General features: G+C 44.0%; 18 protein-coding genes and 4 tRNA genes. 18 read left to right on the forward strand and 4 right to left on the reverse strand.

Translation table 11 applies throughout. The features are described 5' to 3' along the window. Positions 1–144 precede the first annotated feature (144 nt). Complete coding sequence (pfkA, locus tag L7A31_RS20670) at positions 145–1,107, forward strand: 6-phosphofructokinase (protein WP_237363696.1); 963 nt, start codon at positions 145–147, stop codon at positions 1,105–1,107. Positions 1,108–1,187: 80 nt separating this feature from the next. Here pfkA and epmB read toward each other — a convergent pair whose 3' ends face one another. Beyond that, positions 1,188–2,210: an EF-P beta-lysylation protein EpmB gene (gene epmB, locus L7A31_RS20675; protein ID WP_237363697.1), complete on the reverse strand. Its 1,023-nt coding sequence runs from the start codon at positions 2,208–2,210 to the stop codon at positions 1,188–1,190. Positions 2,211–2,244: 34 nt separating this feature from the next. Here epmB and efp point away from each other — a divergent pair, with 34 nt between their 5' ends. From efp to rraA, 3 genes are all read left to right on the forward strand, one after another. Continuing rightward, complete coding sequence (gene efp, locus L7A31_RS20680) at positions 2,245–2,811, forward strand: elongation factor P (protein WP_237363698.1); 567 nt, start codon at positions 2,245–2,247, stop codon at positions 2,809–2,811. 129 nt (positions 2,812–2,940) lie between these two features. Further along, complete coding sequence (locus tag L7A31_RS20685; RefSeq protein WP_237363699.1) at positions 2,941–3,858, forward strand: 1,4-dihydroxy-2-naphthoate polyprenyltransferase; 918 nt, start codon at positions 2,941–2,943, stop codon at positions 3,856–3,858. A 76-nt stretch (positions 3,859–3,934) separates the two neighbouring features. Further along, on the forward strand, positions 3,935–4,444 hold the full coding sequence (gene rraA / locus L7A31_RS20690; protein WP_237363700.1) for a ribonuclease E activity regulator RraA: 510 nt from the start codon (positions 3,935–3,937) through the stop codon (positions 4,442–4,444). 21 nt (positions 4,445–4,465) lie between these two features. On the opposite strand, the gene L7A31_RS20695 is transcribed toward rraA, so the two are convergent. Both L7A31_RS20695 and tpiA read right to left on the reverse strand, forming a co-directional pair. Further along, positions 4,466–5,824 (reverse strand): MATE family efflux transporter, encoded by a 1,359-nt coding sequence (locus tag L7A31_RS20695; RefSeq protein WP_237363701.1) that lies wholly within the window; start codon positions 5,822–5,824, stop codon positions 4,466–4,468. A gap of 125 nt (positions 5,825–5,949) precedes the next feature. Then, positions 5,950–6,717 carry a triose-phosphate isomerase gene (gene tpiA, locus L7A31_RS20700; protein WP_237363702.1) on the reverse strand — a complete coding sequence of 256 codons (768 nt, stop codon included), beginning with the start codon at positions 6,715–6,717 and terminating at the stop codon, positions 5,950–5,952. 220 nt (positions 6,718–6,937) lie between these two features. On the opposite strand from tpiA, the gene L7A31_RS20705 reads away from it, so the two are divergent. Next, positions 6,938–7,285, forward strand: a complete 348-nt coding sequence (locus L7A31_RS20705) for a 5-carboxymethyl-2-hydroxymuconate Delta-isomerase (protein ID WP_237363703.1) — start codon at positions 6,938–6,940, stop codon at positions 7,283–7,285. Positions 7,286–7,303: 18 nt separating this feature from the next. Continuing rightward, a complete protein-coding gene (locus tag L7A31_RS20710; RefSeq protein ID WP_237363704.1) occupies positions 7,304–7,720 on the forward strand; it encodes a DUF805 domain-containing protein in 417 nt (138 codons plus the stop codon). 23 nt (positions 7,721–7,743) lie between these two features. On the opposite strand, the gene coaA is transcribed toward L7A31_RS20710, so the two are convergent. After that, entirely contained in the window at positions 7,744–8,667 is a 924-nt protein-coding gene (gene coaA / locus L7A31_RS20715) for a type I pantothenate kinase (protein ID WP_237363705.1), read from the reverse strand. A gap of 207 nt (positions 8,668–8,874) precedes the next feature. Between coaA and L7A31_RS20720 the strand changes: the two genes are divergently transcribed. The 12 genes from L7A31_RS20720 to rpoB all read left to right on the forward strand — a co-directional run bounded on the left by L7A31_RS20720 (position 8,875) and on the right by rpoB (position 18,509). Then, positions 8,875–8,950 (forward strand) — tRNA-Thr (locus tag L7A31_RS20720). 47 nt (positions 8,951–8,997) lie between these two features. Then, positions 8,998–9,082, forward strand: a tRNA-Tyr gene (locus L7A31_RS20725). 35 nt (positions 9,083–9,117) lie between these two features. Beyond that, a tRNA-Gly gene (locus tag L7A31_RS20730) sits at positions 9,118–9,192 on the forward strand. A 13-nt stretch (positions 9,193–9,205) separates the two neighbouring features. Next, positions 9,206–9,281 (forward strand) — tRNA-Thr (locus L7A31_RS20735). 104 nt (positions 9,282–9,385) lie between these two features. Further along, positions 9,386–10,570 carry an elongation factor Tu gene (gene tuf / locus L7A31_RS20740; protein ID WP_237363706.1) on the forward strand — a complete coding sequence of 395 codons (1,185 nt, stop codon included), beginning with the start codon at positions 9,386–9,388 and terminating at the stop codon, positions 10,568–10,570. Positions 10,571–10,815: 245 nt separating this feature from the next. Next, on the forward strand, positions 10,816–11,196 hold the full coding sequence (gene secE, locus L7A31_RS20745; protein WP_237363707.1) for a preprotein translocase subunit SecE: 381 nt from the start codon (positions 10,816–10,818) through the stop codon (positions 11,194–11,196). A 12-nt stretch (positions 11,197–11,208) separates the two neighbouring features. Continuing rightward, a complete protein-coding gene (gene nusG / locus L7A31_RS20750; RefSeq protein ID WP_237363708.1) occupies positions 11,209–11,757 on the forward strand; it encodes a transcription termination/antitermination protein NusG in 549 nt (182 codons plus the stop codon). Positions 11,758–11,888: 131 nt separating this feature from the next. Then, positions 11,889–12,317 carry a 50S ribosomal protein L11 gene (gene rplK / locus L7A31_RS20755; RefSeq protein WP_237363709.1) on the forward strand — a complete coding sequence of 143 codons (429 nt, stop codon included), beginning with the start codon at positions 11,889–11,891 and terminating at the stop codon, positions 12,315–12,317. A 4-nt stretch (positions 12,318–12,321) separates the two neighbouring features. Further along, positions 12,322–13,026 carry a 50S ribosomal protein L1 gene (gene rplA / locus L7A31_RS20760; RefSeq protein ID WP_237363710.1) on the forward strand — a complete coding sequence of 235 codons (705 nt, stop codon included), beginning with the start codon at positions 12,322–12,324 and terminating at the stop codon, positions 13,024–13,026. Between the two features lie 294 nt (positions 13,027–13,320). Beyond that, positions 13,321–13,815: a 50S ribosomal protein L10 gene (gene rplJ, locus L7A31_RS20765; RefSeq protein ID WP_237363711.1), complete on the forward strand. Its 495-nt coding sequence runs from the start codon at positions 13,321–13,323 to the stop codon at positions 13,813–13,815. A 57-nt stretch (positions 13,816–13,872) separates the two neighbouring features. Continuing rightward, positions 13,873–14,241 carry a 50S ribosomal protein L7/L12 gene (gene rplL / locus L7A31_RS20770; RefSeq protein WP_237363712.1) on the forward strand — a complete coding sequence of 123 codons (369 nt, stop codon included), beginning with the start codon at positions 13,873–13,875 and terminating at the stop codon, positions 14,239–14,241. A 236-nt stretch (positions 14,242–14,477) separates the two neighbouring features. After that, on the forward strand, positions 14,478–18,509 hold the full coding sequence (rpoB, locus tag L7A31_RS20775) for a DNA-directed RNA polymerase subunit beta (protein ID WP_237363713.1): 4,032 nt from the start codon (positions 14,478–14,480) through the stop codon (positions 18,507–18,509). The last annotated feature ends 2 nt before the right edge of the window (positions 18,510–18,511 follow it).

An 18,511-nucleotide genomic window follows, 5' to 3' on the forward strand; every position in this document is an offset into this window, starting at 1 on the left:
TAGTATTCCTACTTAGTAGATGTAACATAATGCACCATAAAATCGATTGTAGAAATATACCCAAGTAACCTGCACAACGAGGTGATTTGGGTATAACATTCAATCGTAACTTGATTAAAAAATATCCAAAGATCGAGGGTGACCATGATTAAGAAGATCGGCGTTTTAACGAGTGGCGGAGACGCTCCAGGGATGAATGCAGCAGTTCGAGGCGTAGTACGTACAGCGCTATCGAAAGGGTTGGAAGTATATGGCGTATACGACGGTTATTTGGGACTTTATGAAGATCGCATTGCAAAACTCGATCGTTCAAGTGTTTCAGATGTTATTAACCGTGGCGGTACTTTCTTAGGCTCTGCTCGTTTCCCTGAATTCAAAGAAGTTCCAGTTCGTGAAAAAGCCATTGAGAACCTTAAAAAGCATGGTATCGATGCTTTGGTTGTTATCGGTGGTGACGGCTCTTACATGGGTGCGAAGAAGCTGACTGAAATGGGTTACCCTTGTATCGGTCTACCGGGCACTATCGACAACGATATCGCTGGTACTGACTACACAATCGGTTACTTAACCGCTCTAAATACTGTTATTGACGCGATTGACCGTCTACGTGACACATCTTCTTCTCACCAACGCATCTCTATCGTCGAAATCATGGGTCGTCACTGTGGTGATTTGACTTTAACTTCTGCTATCGCTGGTGGTTGTGAATACATCATTACTCCAGAAACTGGATTAGATATGCAGCAGCTTATCGACAACCTGCAAGATGGTATTAAGAAAGGTAAGAAACACGCGATCATTGCTCTTACTGAGCTAATGATGGACGCGAATGAACTAGCAAAAGAGATCGAAACGGCGACTGGTCGTGAAACTCGCGCAACGGTTCTAGGCCATATTCAACGTGGTGGTCGTCCTACAGCATTCGACCGCGTACTTGCATCTCGCATGGGTAACTACGCAGTACACTTGCTACTAGAAGGCCAAGGTGGTCGTTGTGTTGGTATCCAAAAAGAAGAATTGGTTCACCATGACATCATTGATGCTATTGAGAACATGAAGCGTCCAGTGCGCAATGATTTGTTTGAAGTAGCGAAAGAGCTATTCTAATTAAAATCAGCTTTTATTTAGAACGCCAGCTTGTTAGCTGGCGTTTTTTTATGTGGAAAGGGCTGATTCCTTGAGCTTATCTATTCAAGATGCAAGTCGAGGGGAGTTTTGCTTTCTCGGCCGCCGATCTCACGAGCCAATTTAGGCACTAAATATCCTGACACTTCTTTAATTAGTTCTGCCATGATTTCTCTGGCCCTATCGTCTGAAACGTAAAAATGCGCCGCACCTTGTACTTTATCTAATACATGTAAGTAATACGGCAGAATACCTGCATCAAACAGTGATTCGCTTAGCGACTTTTGCACTATCGCGCAGTCATTGACTCCTTTCAACAACACGCTCTGATTAAGTAGAGTTACGTTACTGGCTTTCAATTTGGCCATCGATTGTTTCAATTCCGTATGAATTTCATTTGGATGATTGATGTGGGTAACTATGATGACTTGCAGTCTTGTTTGGCTGAACAATTGGCAAAGCTCTTTTGTAACCCTTTCAGGAATTACAACAGGCAATCGAGTGTGTATTCTGAGTCTTTTTATGTGCGGAATGGCGCTAATAGCGCCGATCAACCATTCTAGTTCATGATCTTTTGCCATCAGAGGATCGCCACCAGATAAGATCACCTCATTAAGATCTTTAGAGCCTTCAATATATTCTATGCTACGTTGCCAAACCGATTTATTGCCTTTGTTGTCTTGGTACGGGAAATGACGCCTAAAGCAGTAGCGACAATTTATCGCGCATCCACCTTTGACGATGAGTAACGCTCTATTTTTGTATTTGTGTAGTAATCCGGGAGTCGAATTGTTTTGCTCTTCAAGTGGATCTTCTGAGTATCCCAAGTGTGTTTGAAATTCTTCGGCAATCGGCAATACTTGCTTTAGCAAAGGGTCATCTGGATTGCCTTTTTCCATTCTCTCGACAAAATTAACAGGAACCCGCTGCGAAAATAGCTTTCTAGCCTCTGCTCCTTCAAGGTAAGAAGTAGGGTCTAATTGCAGATGTTTTAATAGCTTAATAGGATCAGTAAAGGAATTTGCTAATTGCTTGATCCAGTTTTGCTCAACAGAATCGACTTTTCGGGTTATTATGTGTGGCATTGAAATTAACTCGAAGAATGGTAAAGAGGAAAAAATGGCTACTGTTAGCACGAATGAATTTAAAGGCGGTCTCAAAATTATGCTTGATAACGAGCCTTGTGTCATTCTCGAAAACGAGTATGTAAAACCAGGTAAAGGTCAGGCGTTCAACCGCGTAAAAATCCGTAAACTGCTTTCTGGTAAAGTTTTAGAAAAAACATTTAAGTCTGGCGAAACAGTTGAAGTTGCTGATGTTATGGATACTGACCTAGATTATCTGTATAACGACGGCGAATTCTACCACTTTATGAACAGCGAGTCTTTCGAACAAATCGCTGCAGACATGAAAGCGGTTGGTGAGAATGCTAAGTGGTTGGTAGAAAACGACACTTGTATGCTGACTCTTTGGAACGGCAATCCAATTGCTGTGACTCCACCAAACTTTGTTGAGCTGGAAGTAACTGAAACTGATCCTGGCCTAAAAGGTGATACTCAAGGTACAGGTGGTAAACCAGCAACTCTAACAACTGGTGCTGTTGTTCGTGTTCCTCTGTTTATCCAAATTGGTGAAGTGATCAAAGTTGATACTCGTTCTGGCGAATACGTTGGTCGCGTAAAGTAATCACTAGCTAATTTACCTAACTGGTTTGATATAGGGCCTATTGGTTTTGATGCCAATAGGCCCTATTTACTGGTAAAAATATGATGTGGCACAATTTTTGTGTGATATTCAAAGACTATTATAAGGAGCATGAAACAGTCTTTTCGAGTCTGGCTGGAAGCTGCTAGACCTAAAACCCTACCACTTGCACTGATCTCTATATTGACCGGGAGCGTGCTTGCATATTCTACTGGCCATTTTTCGTGGTTTGTCGCGACTATGGCATTTATTACCGCGACCTTACTGCAGATTTTGTCTAACCTCGCCAATGATTACGGTGATGCGGTCAAAGGTACCGACAATGAAAATCGTATTGGTCCTAAGCGAGCTGTACAATCAGGGCTGGTCAGCCAATCCACAATGAAGCAAGCCATAACCATCAACATCATATTGACGGTGGCATCTGGTTTTCTCCTTATTTTTCATGCGCTAGATAGCCTGCAAAATATACTCATCTTTATAGCTTTAGGTATTTTGGCCATATTAGCTGCTATCGCTTATACCATGGGAAATAAGCCGTACGGCTATGTTGGGCTAGGGGACATTTCAGTATTTTTGTTCTTTGGTCTACTTGGTGTAGCGGGCACATACTTTCTGCACACAGGTACTGTTGACTATTTACTTGCTCTTCCTGCCATTGGTTGCGGACTTTTGGCGGTATCAGTTCTTAATGTAAATAACATGCGAGATATAGAAAATGACTCAGCATGCGGCAAAAGAACGGTTGCGGTACGATTAGGACAGCAAGGTGCCAAACGCTATCATTTGCTACTACTAGTTTGCGCTTTTTTAGCATTTGCTATTTATTTGACGTCTCAGCCCAAGCCTCTTTGGATTAGTATTCCTTTTCTACTTTCTGCTGTGCTACTTATCAAGCATGGTAAAAGTGTTTGGACTAGTGAAAAACCAGCGCAAATTGCCCCGATGATGCCAATTATTGTCAAGTGCTCACTGTTGACGAATCTGCTATTTTCGGGCGTGATAATTGCTCAAACAATAACCTCTTAATTGAGTTTTATCATTGCATTGGCTTAAACAGCCTATATACTCGATTTAGGTGACTAACGGTACGAGAAAAATTGCTATGGAATACAACACCTCTGCACTTTGTGATATTTACATCGATCAAGTTGACGTTGTTGAACCTATGTTCAGTAACTTCGGTGGCAGCGTTTCGTTTGCTGGTCAAATTACTACGGTCAAATGCTTCGAGGACAATAGTTTGATTCGCGAAGTCTTGGAGCAAGATGGTGTAGGTCGCATACTGTTAGTTGATGGCGGTGGCTCACTTCGTCGAGCACTTATTGATGCGGAATTGGCCTCTCTCGCTGAAGAGAACGATTGGGAGGGTATTGTTGTTTATGGCTGCGTTCGTGAAGTCGATGAGCTAGAAGACATGAGTATTGGTATCCAAGCTCTCGCATCTGTACCAGTGGGAGCAGCGCAGCACGGTGTTGGTGAAGTAGAAGTACCTGTTAATTTTGGTGGGGTGACGTTCTTACCAGAGGACTATGTCTACGCTGATAATACGGGTGTTATTTTGTCGCAAGAGCCACTCAACGTGGATTTTGAAGTAGAGGAAGACGAGCTTTAAATCGTACTTAGCTCTTCGAAATTACTCTCCTGATGCTTCGGTATTGGGAGAGCTGTATTTCGTCCTAAGCCTTAACCCATACAAATAACCACCGATTCCACCTGCGATATTACCTAACGCGATCCCTGCAAATAACCCTTCGACCTGATAAAAATAGCTGCCAAGAAATGCGCTTGGCAGAATCACACCAAATAGTCGTATGACGCTACACTGCAAAGCTTTCATTGGCTGATGGAGTGCGTTTAAGCTAGACACCAGCATCATTACAACTCCCTGAAACCCATAGCTGACAGGTACGATGATCAAATATAACCAAATCATGTGCTGCACAGATTGATCCTTGGAAAATATGGCAGCTAGTGAAAGGCTTGCAGGTACCAACATTACAAAAATCAGCAGCTGGAATAGAATGGAAAACCTCATACTGAGCAACATACCAGCAAAGCTTCTATGGGGCTTTTTTGCGCCCAGATTTTGCGCCATAAATGGCGTAAGCGCAGAGGTAAGTGACATCAGTACGATAATGAGAATTGACTCAATTCTTTGCGCTGCTCCATAGGCGGCGACCGCATCCGTACCATAGGTTGCCAGCACCATCATAATGAGCGCCCCCGAAATAGGATTCATTGCGTTGGTTATAGCCGCAGGGGTGCCAATTTTTAGTACTTGAGACCAGTCTTGCCAAAGTGTGGCAAAGTGAGGAAAGGTTAATAACTGATAGCGCTTTGCTAGGAAATAAATTGAAGGAATTAAAGCGCTTAACCAGCTAATCGCGCTGGCTATAGCGGCACCTTGAATGCCCAGTTTTGGGATTGGGCCCCAGCCAAAAATCAAAATCGGGTCAAGCAAGCCATTCATGACACCAGCAATGATCATAAATATAGCTGGTGCTTTGGTATCACCCGTAGAGCGGATAGCACTATTTCCTGCCATTGGTATCACAAGCAGAGGAATCGTGAGATACCAAATCTGCATGTATTGGTTGATTAGTGGCAAGGTATTCGGTGTTGCTCCAAGTAACGTAAAGAGCGGATCGATAGTAAAAAAGCCAACAACAGAAACGCAAACTATCAGTACTATCGCTAGCAATATTCCGTGGGTAGATAGTTTAGCAGCGTCTTCGTGATTGCCTTGGCCAATGAGTCGCCCTAGCGATGTTGATAGGCCTACGCCAATACCCATCGTAATGCAATTGACAGCAAATGTGACTGGAAAAGTAAAGCTGATCGCGGCCAAAGCTTGTGTGCCAAGCAATGAAATGAAGAAAGTGTCGACTAGGTTGAACATCAGTATCGATACCATGCCGAAAATCATAGGTATCGTCATTCGCCTTAGCACATTTCTTATAGGGGCAGTCAGTAGGCCGTGTTTATCTTGCATGGAAGGGAGAGTAGTAGCAACAAAGGGCTAGAATACTCGATAATTTCAATTGAGACTACGAGAAACAACGAAGGCCAGCGAGTTTATCGCTGGCCTTCAAAATTACTATCTATGAGTAATAGATATTACTTAGCTTCAGCTGCTGCTTTAGCGATAGCTGCAAAGCTTTTCGCGTCAAGAGATGCACCGCCAACTAGAGCGCCGTCGATGTCTGGTTGAGCGAAGTAAGATGCTGCGTTTTCTGGCTTAACAGAACCACCGTATTGGATGATAACTTGTTCAGCAACTGCTGCGTCTTTCTTAGCAATGTGTGCACGGATAGAAGCGTGGATGCGCTGTGCGTCATCTGCTGTAGCTGCTTTACCAGTACCGATAGCCCAGATTGGTTCGTAAGCGATGATTGCATCGTTTAGTGCTTCTGCGCCGTAAGCGTTGATAACTGCGTCGATTTGACGAGCACAAACAGCTTCAGTTTCACCCGCTTCGTTTTGAGCTTCAGATTCACCGATACAGAAAACTGGTGTTAGGCCATTCTCTTTTAGGAAAGCGAATTTCTTAGCTACAAACTCATCAGATTCGTTGTGGTATTCACGACGCTCAGAGTGGCCGATAATGATGTGAGTTGCACCGAAATCTTTTAGCATTTCAGGAGACATGTCACCAGTGTACGCACCGCTGTTGTTCACATCAGTGTTTTGTGCACCTAGGATGATTTTGTTGCCGCCTTCTTTGATTAGACGCTCAGCAAGATCGATATAAAGTGCTGGTGGAGCCACTGCAACGTCAACGCCTGTTACACCTTCAAGCTCTTCATTAAGACCAGTTAGCAGCTCAGTTACCATTGCTTTGCTGCCATTTAGTTTCCAGTTACCCATCACTACAGGACGACGCATAGGAATATCTCCAAATTTATTAATGTAAATAACAATCGTAATTGTGAAAGAATATAACAGATATGTATCTGCAGATCATGACTACAATCATGTCTTTTACCATCTTTTCGTTACGCAAACTTACTACTTAGCAAAGCTACGCTCTAATTTTTCACATTTGTTTTCTGTAATTGAGGCTGTTATACATACAGAACTACTTACGCAAACTGAAGGATGCGGTATGCCAAGCCTCATTTTAGAGTATTCAAACTCCGTTGATGAAAGGGTTAATGTGCAAGGATTGCTAGAGGATCTACATAAAGCTGCAATAGACAGTGGTTTATTTGACCAAGCGTCAGTAAAATCCAGAGCACTTCGTTATCATACTTGGCTGATAGGAAGCGAAGGGGATAGCCAAGATTTTATCCATATTCGATTTGAATTGTTTTCTGGGCGTAACGAGGAGCAGAAAAGAGAGCTCTCTCGTCAGCTTATGACTGTATTGCAAGAACAGGCGAGCCAAGTGCACAGTTTGACGATCGATATTCGCGATATAGATAAATCCTGCTACCAAAAAGTTCTTAATTAATAACAAGGTACGCGTGTAATGTATCTCAGATATGTACTATTTTCATTTAAAGGTAGGATAAACCGTTCAATATTCTGGTATTGGAATATTGCCTACTATCTACTAATTGTTTTTGTTGTCGGTATGGCGAGTAAGGCTTTTCCAATGCAAGCCGAGTGGATTTCAGCAATATTTTTATTGTTAATGCTCTACCCAGATTTAGCCGTAACCGCTAAACGCTGGCAGGATAGAGGTAAATCTAATTGGTGGCTGCTGCTTAATATTCCTGTCATTATCGGACGTTTATCAATACCTGCTGCGGGCGTGGCGGCAACTGGTCAGTTTCAGCTTTGGGGCTCGTTACTCGCTCTGATTTGTGGTGCTTGGATTTTAATCGAGTGCGGCTTATTGAAAGGTGATGATGCTGAAAACAAGTATGGCCCTGTTCCTATCTAGTACTGCTGGTTACGTAAGTTGAATTACTTACGTAACAAAATTTCTTCTACCGTGTGGTTAGTGCCTTTTTTGAGGATCAGCTGAGCCCGTTCTCTAGTAGGCAATATATTTTGATCGAGGTTGATGCCATTAATGGAGCTCCATATATTTTGTGCTTCGTTGATGGCCTCTTGCTCTGAAAGAAGAGTGTAATGGCTGAAATAAGAACCCGGCCGAGTAAAGGCACCCTGCCTGAACTTTAAGAATCGTTCAACATACCATTTTTCAATCAATGGTGTTTCTGCATCGACGAAAATGGAAAAGTCGAGGAAGTCCGAAATAAACACTCGATGTGGGTCGTGGGGGTAGTCCATTCCACTTTGTAGAACGTTTAGTCCTTCAATGATCAGCACATCTGGCAGATCAACCACCTTTTTCTCGTCGGTAATGTCATAAGTAATGTGGGAATAAATTGGCGCGGCAACATGGCGTTTGCATGCTTTCACATCTGAAACAAATTGAACCAGCTTTTTCATGTCGTAGGACTCAGGAAAGCCCTTGCGCTTCATAATGCCACGTTCGTTCAAAATGTTGTTTGGATGAATAAAGCCATCAGTAGTGACTAATTCTACTTTTGGGTGATTATCCCAACGAGCAAGCAGCGCTTCCAAAATTCTAGCGGTGGTACTTTTTCCCACAGCGACACTGCCCGCGATACCAATAATGAACGGTGGGGCTTTTTCTTTACTGTCTAGGAAATTATGCAGAACATTGTTTCGACTTTGTCTGGCCGCTATATAAAGGTTGAGTAGCCTAGCCAGTGGCAGGTAAATCTCAACAGCCTCAGACATAGATAGGTTTTCATTGATCCCTTGTAACTCTAACAGGTCTTCTTCAGACAACGTCATTGGTACCGATTTACGTAGCTCGGCCCACTTTGCACGATCAAAAGACATGTACGGACTCATAAGACACTCAACACCTATTGAAAACAATGAGCAGCGACAATACAGGATGCGCTCGATAAAGCAAATGGTAATCCGAGTTTACTAAAGTAAAAAGCTAATTATTGGACGAAAATGCATCAATTGAATCAAAAAATAATAAAATCGAGCTTTTTTTGAATTTTACTATTGCAAGCGAGAAAATCATTCAATAGAATGCGCACCACTTACGCCGACTTAGCTCAGTAGGTAGAGCAACTGACTTGTAATCAGTAGGTCACCAGTTCGATTCCGGTAGTCGGCACCATTTTCTCTTGTGTGTCTGTAAGCACCTAGAAAGTGGCGAAAAATTTTGGAGGGGTTCCCGAGTGGCCAAAGGGAGCAGACTGTAAATCTGCCGGCACTGCCTTCGATGGTTCGAATCCGTCCCCCTCCACCATATTCTTAAGGAAATAGCTCTCAGAGTTACGTGTTGCGGGCATCGTATAATGGCTATTACCTCAGCCTTCCAAGCTGATGATGCGGGTTCGATTCCCGCTGCCCGCTCCACCTCATTTTGAGTGCTGATATAGCTCAGTCGGTAGAGCGCACCCTTGGTAAGGGTGAGGTCCCCAGTTCAAATCTGGGTATCAGCACCAGCTCTAAGCGATGAAGCTTTCCTTTTGATATATACTTTATTACCAAACTATTTTGGTTGCGTGGTCATTCAAGCCACCTTAATCCGTACCTAGAGGGACAACTCATGTCTAAAGAAAAATTTGAACGTACGAAACCGCACGTAAACGTTGGTACTATCGGCCACGTTGACCACGGTAAAACAACTCTAACTGCTGCAATCTGTACTACTTTGTCAAAAGTATACGGCGGTGAAGCGAAAGACTTCGCATCAATCGATAACGCTCCAGAAGAGCGTGAGCGCGGTATCACAATCGCAACATCTCACGTAGAGTACGACACTCCAACTCGTCACTACGCACACGTAGACTGCCCAGGACACGCGGATTATGTTAAAAACATGATCACAGGTGCTGCGCAAATGGACGGTGGTATCCTAGTTGTTGCTGCGACAGATGGCCCAATGCCACAAACTCGTGAGCACATCCTACTAGGCCGTCAGGTTGGTATCCCATACATCATCGTATTCATGAACAAATGTGACATGGTTGATGATGAAGAGCTTCTAGAGCTAGTAGAAATGGAAGTTCGTGAACTTCTATCTGAGTACGAATTCCCAGGTGATGACCTACCAGTAATCCAAGGTTCAGCTCTTGGCGCACTAAACGGCGAGAAGCAATGGGAAGATAAGATCGTTGAGCTTGCAGAAGCACTAGATTCTTACATCCCAGAGCCAGAGCGTGCAATTGACCAACCATTCCTACTACCGATTGAAGACGTATTCTCAATCCAAGGTCGTGGTACAGTTGTAACTGGTCGTATCGAGCGCGGTATCCTAACAGTAGGTGACGAAGTAGCAATCGTAGGTATCAAAGAGACTACAACTACTACTTGTACTGGTGTTGAGATGTTCCGTAAGCTTCTAGACGAAGGTCGTGCGGGTGAGAACGTTGGTGCACTTCTACGTGGTACTAAGCGTGACGAAGTTGAGCGTGGTCAAGTACTAGCGGCTCCAGGTTCAATCACTCCACACACTAAGTTTGAGTCTGAAGTATACGTACTATCTAAAGATGAAGGTGGCCGTCATACTCCATTCTTCAAAGGCTACCGTCCACAGTTCTACTTCCGTACAACTGACGTAACAGGTAACATCGAGCTACCTGAAGGCGTAGAAATGGTAATGCCAGGTGATAACATCCAAATGACAGTAGAGTTGATCGCACCAATCGCGATGGACGAAGGTCTACGTTTCGCAATCCGCGAAGGTGGCCGTACTGTAGGTGCTGGTGTTGTTGCGAAAATCTTTGATTAAGATTTGACTAAACACTAGTAAAAAGGGCATCATTTGATGCCCTTTTTCTGCGCTGTACAAAAGAACGCTCTGAATTAACTTTCAGAATTGTTCTTAAGCAAAGAATTTTACGTTTAAGATGATAGTCTTATGCGTTTAACGGTCACAATGTTACTGAATTTAGCAATCTTGTGACGTAAAGGAAGTTATCCCTGCGCATGCGGGGTAGTTGTCGTATATATTAAGACTTATCACAGGTTGGTTTTATGAAAGCAAATAATGCGGAAACTCCTGAGAGCTCAAGCGCAGTTGATACAATCAAATGGATTGTTGTATTCGTTTTGCTTGCTGCCGCAGTTGTAGGAAATTACCTGTATGGTGACATGTCTGTAGCAATTCGCGCTGCGGGTGTGGTTGTCGTTATTGCAGCCGCATTAGGTGTTGCTGCAACAACGTCAAAAGGTAAAGTAGCGATCAGTTTTGCTCGCGAAGCCCGTATGGAAATTCGCAAAGTTGTTTGGCCAACTCGCCAAGAAACGATGCAAACGACGTTGATCGTTTTAGCTGTAAGTATTGTAATGGCTCTTGCGCTTTGGGGCATTGACGGCATCATGGTTCGTCTTGTTTCTTTCGCAACAGGAGTTTGAGGGTTCTAATTCATGAGTGAAGCTCCAAAAAAACGTTGGTATGTAGTTCAAGCATTTTCTGGCTTTGAAGGTCGTGTGGCTCAATCGCTACGTGAGCATATTAAAATGCACAACATGGAAGAACTATTTGGCGAAGTGCTAGTACCTACTGAAGAAGTAGTTGAAATGCGTGCGGGACAACGTCGCAAAAGCGAACGTAAGTTTTTCCCAGGTTACGTATTAGTACAAATGATTATGAACGACGAATCATGGCACTTAGTTCGTAGTATTCCTCGTGTAATGGGCTTCATTGGTGGTACCTCTGATCGTCCAGCACCGATTACGGATAAAGAAGCTGACGCTATCTTGAATCGTCTAGAGAAAGCAAGTGAAGCACCACGTCCTAAAACTATGTTTGAGGCGGGTGAAGTGGTTCGTGTTAACGAAGGCCCATTTGCTGACTTCAACGGTACTGTCGAAGAAGTGGATTATGAGAAGAGCCGCTTAAAGGTATCTGTTTCTATCTTCGGCCGTGCGACTCCAGTCGAGCTCGAATTTGGTCAGGTTGAAAAACTTGATTAAAAAAACATCTTTTTAGGCTTGTGTAAGGCGCGAAATCTGATTATAATTTCGCGCCTTTTTACAGGTCTTAATGACAAACCGGGGAGCTGATCCGAGCGATTGGCGATTGAACCCAAAACTTAGGAATAATCATGGCTAAGAAAGTTGAAGCTTATATCAAGCTGCAAGTTGCTGCTGGTATGGCAAACCCAAGTCCACCAGTTGGTCCTGCTCTAGGTCAACACGGTGTTAACATCATGGAATTCTGTAAAGCGTTCAACGCAAAAACAGAATCAGTAGAGAAAGGTCTACCAACTCCAGTTGTTATCACTGTATACAACGACCGTTCTTTCACATTCGTTACTAAAACTCCACCTGCTGCTGTTCTTCTTAAGAAAGCTGCTGGCGTTAAGTCTGGCTCTGGCCGTCCTAACACTGAAAAAGTGGGTACAGTTACTGACGCACAACTTCAGGAAATCGCAGAAACTAAAGCTGCTGATATGACTGGTGCTGACGTTGAAGCGATGAAGCGTTCTATTGCGGGTACTGCTCGTTCAATGGGCCTAGTGGTAGAGGGTTAATATCATGGCAAAACTAACTAAGCGCATGCGCGTAATCCGCGAAAAAGTTGACGTAACTAAAGAATACGAAATCAACGAAGCTGTTGCTCTTCTTCAAGAACTAGCAACTGCAAAATTCGTTGAGTCTGTAGACGTTGCTGTAAACCTAGGTATCGATGCACGTAAATCTGACCAAAACGTTCGTGGTGCAACTGTACTACCACACGGTACTGGTCGTGAAATCCGCGTTGCAGTATTCACTCAAGGTGCTAACGCTGAAGCAGCTAAAGAAGCTGGTGCAGATATCGTTGGTATGGAAGATCTTGCTGAGCAAGTGAAGAAGGGTGAAATGAACTTCGACGTTGTTGTTGCTTCTCCAGATGCAATGCGCGTTGTAGGTCAACTAGGTACTATCCTTGGTCCACGTGGTCTAATGCCAAACCCTAAAGTTGGTACTGTAACTCCTAACGTTGCTGAAGCAGTTAAAAACGCTAAAGCTGGTCAGGTTCGTTACCGTAACGACAAGAACGGCATCGTTCACACGACTATCGGTAAAGCAAACTTCTCTGCAGAGCAAATTAAAGAGAACTTAGAAACTCTTCTTATCGCTCTTAAGAAAGCTAAGCCGTCTTCAGCGAAAGGTACTTTCCTGAAGAAAATCAGCATCTCTACTACAATGGGTGCTGGTGTTAGTGTTGATCAGGCTAGCCTGAACACACAACAAGCATAATATTTGCTTAGGCGCGGAATTAGTGTATAATCCCGCGCCTAATATTTGTGGTTGGGGCTGAATTGAGTTCACTTGAACAATAGACAGTCTCCGTCCTAGACCGTAGGTGCAAAAGTCTTAATTTTAGGTTTTTTTGCTTAATTATCCTACGTAGATGGTGCCCGAACTGACAGAAAGCTCGATTAATGTGGTTTCACTATTAAATCGTTATCTTTCTTCTGGGAATGCACCTCAATAACTCTCACTGTTGTGATAATAGTGAGTGGTGTAACGACAACCAGGAGTAAATCCAAGATGGCTTTAAATCTTCAAGACAAAAAAGCAATTGTTGCTGAAGTCAACGAAGCAGCCAGTGGTGCACTTTCTGCAGTTGTAGCTGACTCTCGTGGCGTTGAAGTAGGCGCGATGACTTCTCTACGTAAACAAGCTCGTGAAGCGGGTGTTTACGTGAAAGTTGTTCGTAACACTTTGGCACGTCGTGCGGTTCAGGGTACAGACTATGAGTGTCTAGCTGACACTTTCACTGGTCCTACTCTAATCGCATTCTCTAACGAGCACCCAGGTGCTGCAGCGCGTCTTTTCAAAGACTTCGCTAAAGAGAATGACGACTTCGAGATCAAAGCTGCTGCATTTGAAGGCGCAGTTACTGACGCTGAAGTACTAGCGACTCTACCAACTTACGACGAAGCTATTGCACGCCTAATGATGTGCATGAAAGAAGCTTCAGCTGGCAAGCTGGCACGTACTATCGCTGCTATTCGCGATCAAAAGCAAGAAGCAGCGGCGTAAGCCTTGCTTTTTACTGGTTGCAAAATAAACTTATTGTTGACTTAAAAGAGAATTGTTATGTCTATTACTAACGAGCAAATCCTAGACGCAGTTGCAGAAATGTCTGTAATGCAAGTTGTTGAACTAATTGAAGCAATGGAAGAAAAATTCGGCGTATCTGCTGCTGCTGCTGTTGTAGCTGGCGGTGCTGGTGCAGGCGAAGCTGCTGCTGAGCAAACTGAATTTGACGTAATCCTAACTGCTGCTGGCGGTAACAAAGTACAAGTTATCAAAGCAGTACGTGGTGCTACAGGTCTAGGCCTTAAAGAAGCTAAAGCTCTAGTTGACGGCGCTCCATCACCTCTTAAAGAAGGTATCGAGAAAGCTGAAGCTGAAGCTCTTAAAGCTCAACTAGAAGAGGCTGGTGCTTCTGTTGAAGTTAAATAATTATTATTTAATTTCATAGCCGTAAGGCTAATGGCTGGTGGTTTACTAACCACCGGCCTTTTTGCGCTGTAGGGTATAGGCGAATTTTCCCGCTGTTTAAGCGTCTGTACTCGTGCAAAATACGTTATTTCTCACAAGGAATGTAACGTTACTACAGTAAACAGCTGTTAGTCACTGCCCCATTTTTTAAATGCATTGGGTAGTTTGGGTCACTTATCAGCGAGCTGAGGAACCCCATGGTTTACTCTTATACCGAGAAAAAGCGCATCCGTAAGGACTTTGGTACTCGTCCACAAGTATTGGACATTCCATACCTGCTATCGATACAGCTCGATTCGTTCGACAAATTTATCGAACAGGATCCAGAAGGGCAATACGGCCTTGAAGCCGCATTCCGTTCTGTCTTTCCTATTCAGAGCTATAATGGCAACTCTGAGCTGCAATACGTTAGCTACCGTCTTGGTGAGCCAGTTTTTGATGTTAAAGAATGTCAAATTCGCGGCGTAACTTATTCGAAACCACTTCGCGTAAAACTACGCCTAGTGATATTTGATAAAGACGCGCCAGCAGGTACCGTCAAAGATATTAAAGAACAAGAAGTCTACATGGGTGAAATTCCACTCATGACAGACAATGGTACCTTCGTAATCAATGGTACCGAGAGGGTTATCGTATCCCAGCTGCACCGAAGCCCAGGCGTGTTCTTCGACAGCGATAAGGGTAAGACCCACTCATCAGGTAAAGTTTTATATAACGCACGTGTTATTCCTTACCGTGGCTCATGGCTAGACTTTGAGTTCGATCCTAAGGACAACTTATACGTACGTATTGACCGTCGTCGTAAACTGCCAGCATCAATCATTTTGCGTGCACTAGGTAAAACTACGGACGAGATCTTGGATCTATTCTTCGAAAAAGTGAATTTCGAAGTGAAAGATCAAACTCTATTAATGGAGTTGGTTCCAGATCGTCTACGTGGTGAAACTGCATCATTTGATATTGAAGCAAACGGTAAGACCTACGTAGAAACTGGCCGTCGTGTGACAGCTCGTCATATCCGTCAGCTAGAAAAAGATGGCGTTGAGCACATCGAAGTACCAGTTGAGTACATCGTAGGCAAAGTATCTTCAAAAGATTATGTCAATGAAGCTACTGGCGAATTGATCGTATCTGCAAACCAAGAGCTTAGCCTTGAAATGCTAGCGAACCTATCGCAAGCAGGCCATAAAGCGCTAGAGGTTCTGTTTACTAACGATCTAGACCACGGTCCATTTATTTCAGACACTTTGCGTATCGATAGCACGGTTGATCGTATTTCTGCTCTTGTAGAAATCTACCGTATGATGCGCCCAGGTGAGCCGCCAACGAAAGAAGCGGCAGAAGCACTATTTGAAAGCTTGTTCTTCTCAGAAGACCGTTACGATCTTTCTACTGTTGGCCGTATGAAGTTCAACAGTTCTATCGAACGTGAAGAAGAAACTGCTGATCGCGGTACGCTGGATGAAACTGACATCATCGAAGTGATGAAGAAGTTAATCTCGATCCGTAACGGTGTGGGTGAAGTTGATGATATCGACCACCTTGGTAACCGTCGTATCCGTTCTGTTGGCGAAATGGCTGAAAACCAATTCCGTGTTGGTCTAGTACGTGTTGAACGTGCTGTTAAAGAGCGTTTGAGCCTAGGTGACCTTGATGCAATCATGCCTCAAGACCTAATCAACGCTAAGCCGATTTCAGCAGCAGTGAAAGAGTTCTTTGGCTCTTCTCAGCTTTCTCAGTTCATGGACCAAAACAACCCTCTATCAGAAGTAACGCATAAGCGTCGTATCTCTGCATTGGGTCCAGGCGGTCTAACTCGTGAACGTGCTGGCTTTGAAGTACGTGACGTTCACGTAACTCACTACGGTCGTCTATGTCCGATCGAAACGCCTGAAGGTCCAAACATCGGTCTTATCAACTCACTATCAGCGTTTGCTCGTTGTAACGAGTTTGGTTTCCTAGAGACTCCATACCGTAAAGTAGTTGATGGCATCGTTACTGACGAAGTGGATTACCTATCTGCGATTCAAGAAGGTCAATTTGTCATTGCACAGGCAAACACAGTATTGACTGAAGAAGGTACATTCGCTGATGAGCTAATCACTGCTCGTCAAAAAGGAGAATCTGGTCTTCACCCACGTGAACACGTTGACTATATGGACGTTGCAACCAACCAGGTTGTATCGATCGCTGCGTCGCTTATCCCATTCCTAGAGCACGATGATGCGAACCGTGCATTGATGGGTGCGAACATGCAACGTCAGGCTGTACCAACACTACGTGCTGACAAGCCGCTAGTAGGTACAGGTATTGAACGTAACATCGCAGTTGACTCTGGTGTTACAGCTGTTGCTAAGCGTGGTGGTAGCGTTCAGTCTGTAGATGCTTCACGTATCGTTGTTAAAGTTAACGAAGGTGAGCTGATCCCTGGCGAAGCTGGTATCGACATCTACAACCTAACTAAGTACACGCGTTCTAACCAAAACACATGCATCAACCAGCGTCCAACAGTGATGCCTGGTGAGACAGTGGCTCGTGGTGACGTATTAGCTGATGGTCCTTCTACTGACTTGGGTGAACTTGCACTTGGTCAGAACATGCGTATCGCGTTCATGCCTTGGAACGGTTACAACTTTGAGGATTCCATCCTAGTTTCTGAGCGTGTAGTTCAAGAAGATCGTTTCACAACTATCCACATTCAAGAACTGTCTTGTGTGGCTCGTGATACTAAGCTTGGCTCTGAAGAGATCACAGCTGATATTCCAAACGTTGGTGAGTCTGCGCTTTCTAAGCTAGACGAATCAGGTATCGTTTATATCGGTGCAGAAGTGAAGGGTGGCGACATCCTAGTTGGTAAAGTAACGCCTAAAGGTGAAACTCAGCTAACTCCTGAAGAAAAACTTCTACGTGCAATCTTCGGCGAAAAAGCATCTGATGTTAAAGATACATCTCTACGTGTACCAAACTCTGTTTCAGGTACTATCATCGACGTTCAAGTCTTTACTCGCGATGGCGTAGAAAAAGACAAGCGTGCTCTAGAAATTGAGCAGATGCAGCTTAAAGAAGCTAAGAAAGACTTAACTGAAGAGTTCCAAATCCTTGAAGGCGGTTTGCTTGCTCGTGTTAAAGCAGTACTTCTTTCTGGTGGCTTCAGCGAAGGTCAGCTTCAGTCTATCGATCGTAAGAAGTGGCTTGAGCAGTCTCTAGAAGACGATGCTCTTCAATCACAGCTTGAGCAACTTGCTGAGCAGTGGGATGAGCTAAAAGCTGACTTCGATAAGAAATTCGAAACTAAGCGTCGTAAGATCACTCAAGGTGATGACTTAGCTCCGGGCGTACTGAAGATCGTTAAGGTTTACCTAGCGGTTAAACGTCGTATCCAGCCTGGTGATAAGATGGCGGGTCGTCACGGTAACAAAGGTGTAATCTCTAAGATTAACCCTGTTGAAGACATGCCTTACGATGAAAATGGCCAGCCAGTTGATATCGTGTTGAACCCACTGGGTGTACCTTCACGTATGAACATCGGTCAGATCCTAGAAGTACACTTAGGTCTGGCTGCGAAAGGTATCGGTGACAAGATCAATAAGATGGTTAAGGAACAGCAAGAGCTTGCTAAGTTCCGTGAGTTCCTACAAAAAGTCTATGACTTGGGTAACACTCGCCAAACTGTCGATATTGCTTCATTGACTGACGAAGAAGTTCGTACTCTTGTGAAGAACCTACGTGGTGGTCTACCGATTGCAACGCCTGTCTTTGACGGTGCGTCTGAGAAATCAATTAAAGATCTTTTGACTCTTGCAGACTTGCCAGCATCTGGTCAGTTGACACTGTTTGATGGCCGTACAGGTGATGCGTTTGAGCGTCCTGTAACTGTCGGTTACATGTACATGCTGAAACTGAACCACCTAGTTGACGACAAGATGCACGCTCGTTCAACTGGTTCGTACAGTCTGGTTACTCAGCAGCCACTTGGTGGTAAAGCTCAGTTCGGTGGTCAGCGTTTCGGTGAGATGGAAGTATGGGCACTAGAAGCATACGGTGCTGCATATACGCTACAAGAAATGCTAACTGTTAAGTCGGATGACGTTAACGGCCGTACTAAGATGTATAAGAACATCGTAGACGGTAACCACAGTATGGAACCTGGTATGCCTGAATCGTTCAACGTATTGTTGAAAGAGATCCGCTCACTAGGTATCAATATTGAGCTAGAAGACGAAGAATAATC

The sequence above is a fragment of the Vibrio marisflavi CECT 7928 genome, from assembly GCF_921294215.1.
GTDB classification, from domain to species: domain Bacteria; phylum Pseudomonadota; class Gammaproteobacteria; order Enterobacterales; family Vibrionaceae; genus Vibrio; species Vibrio marisflavi.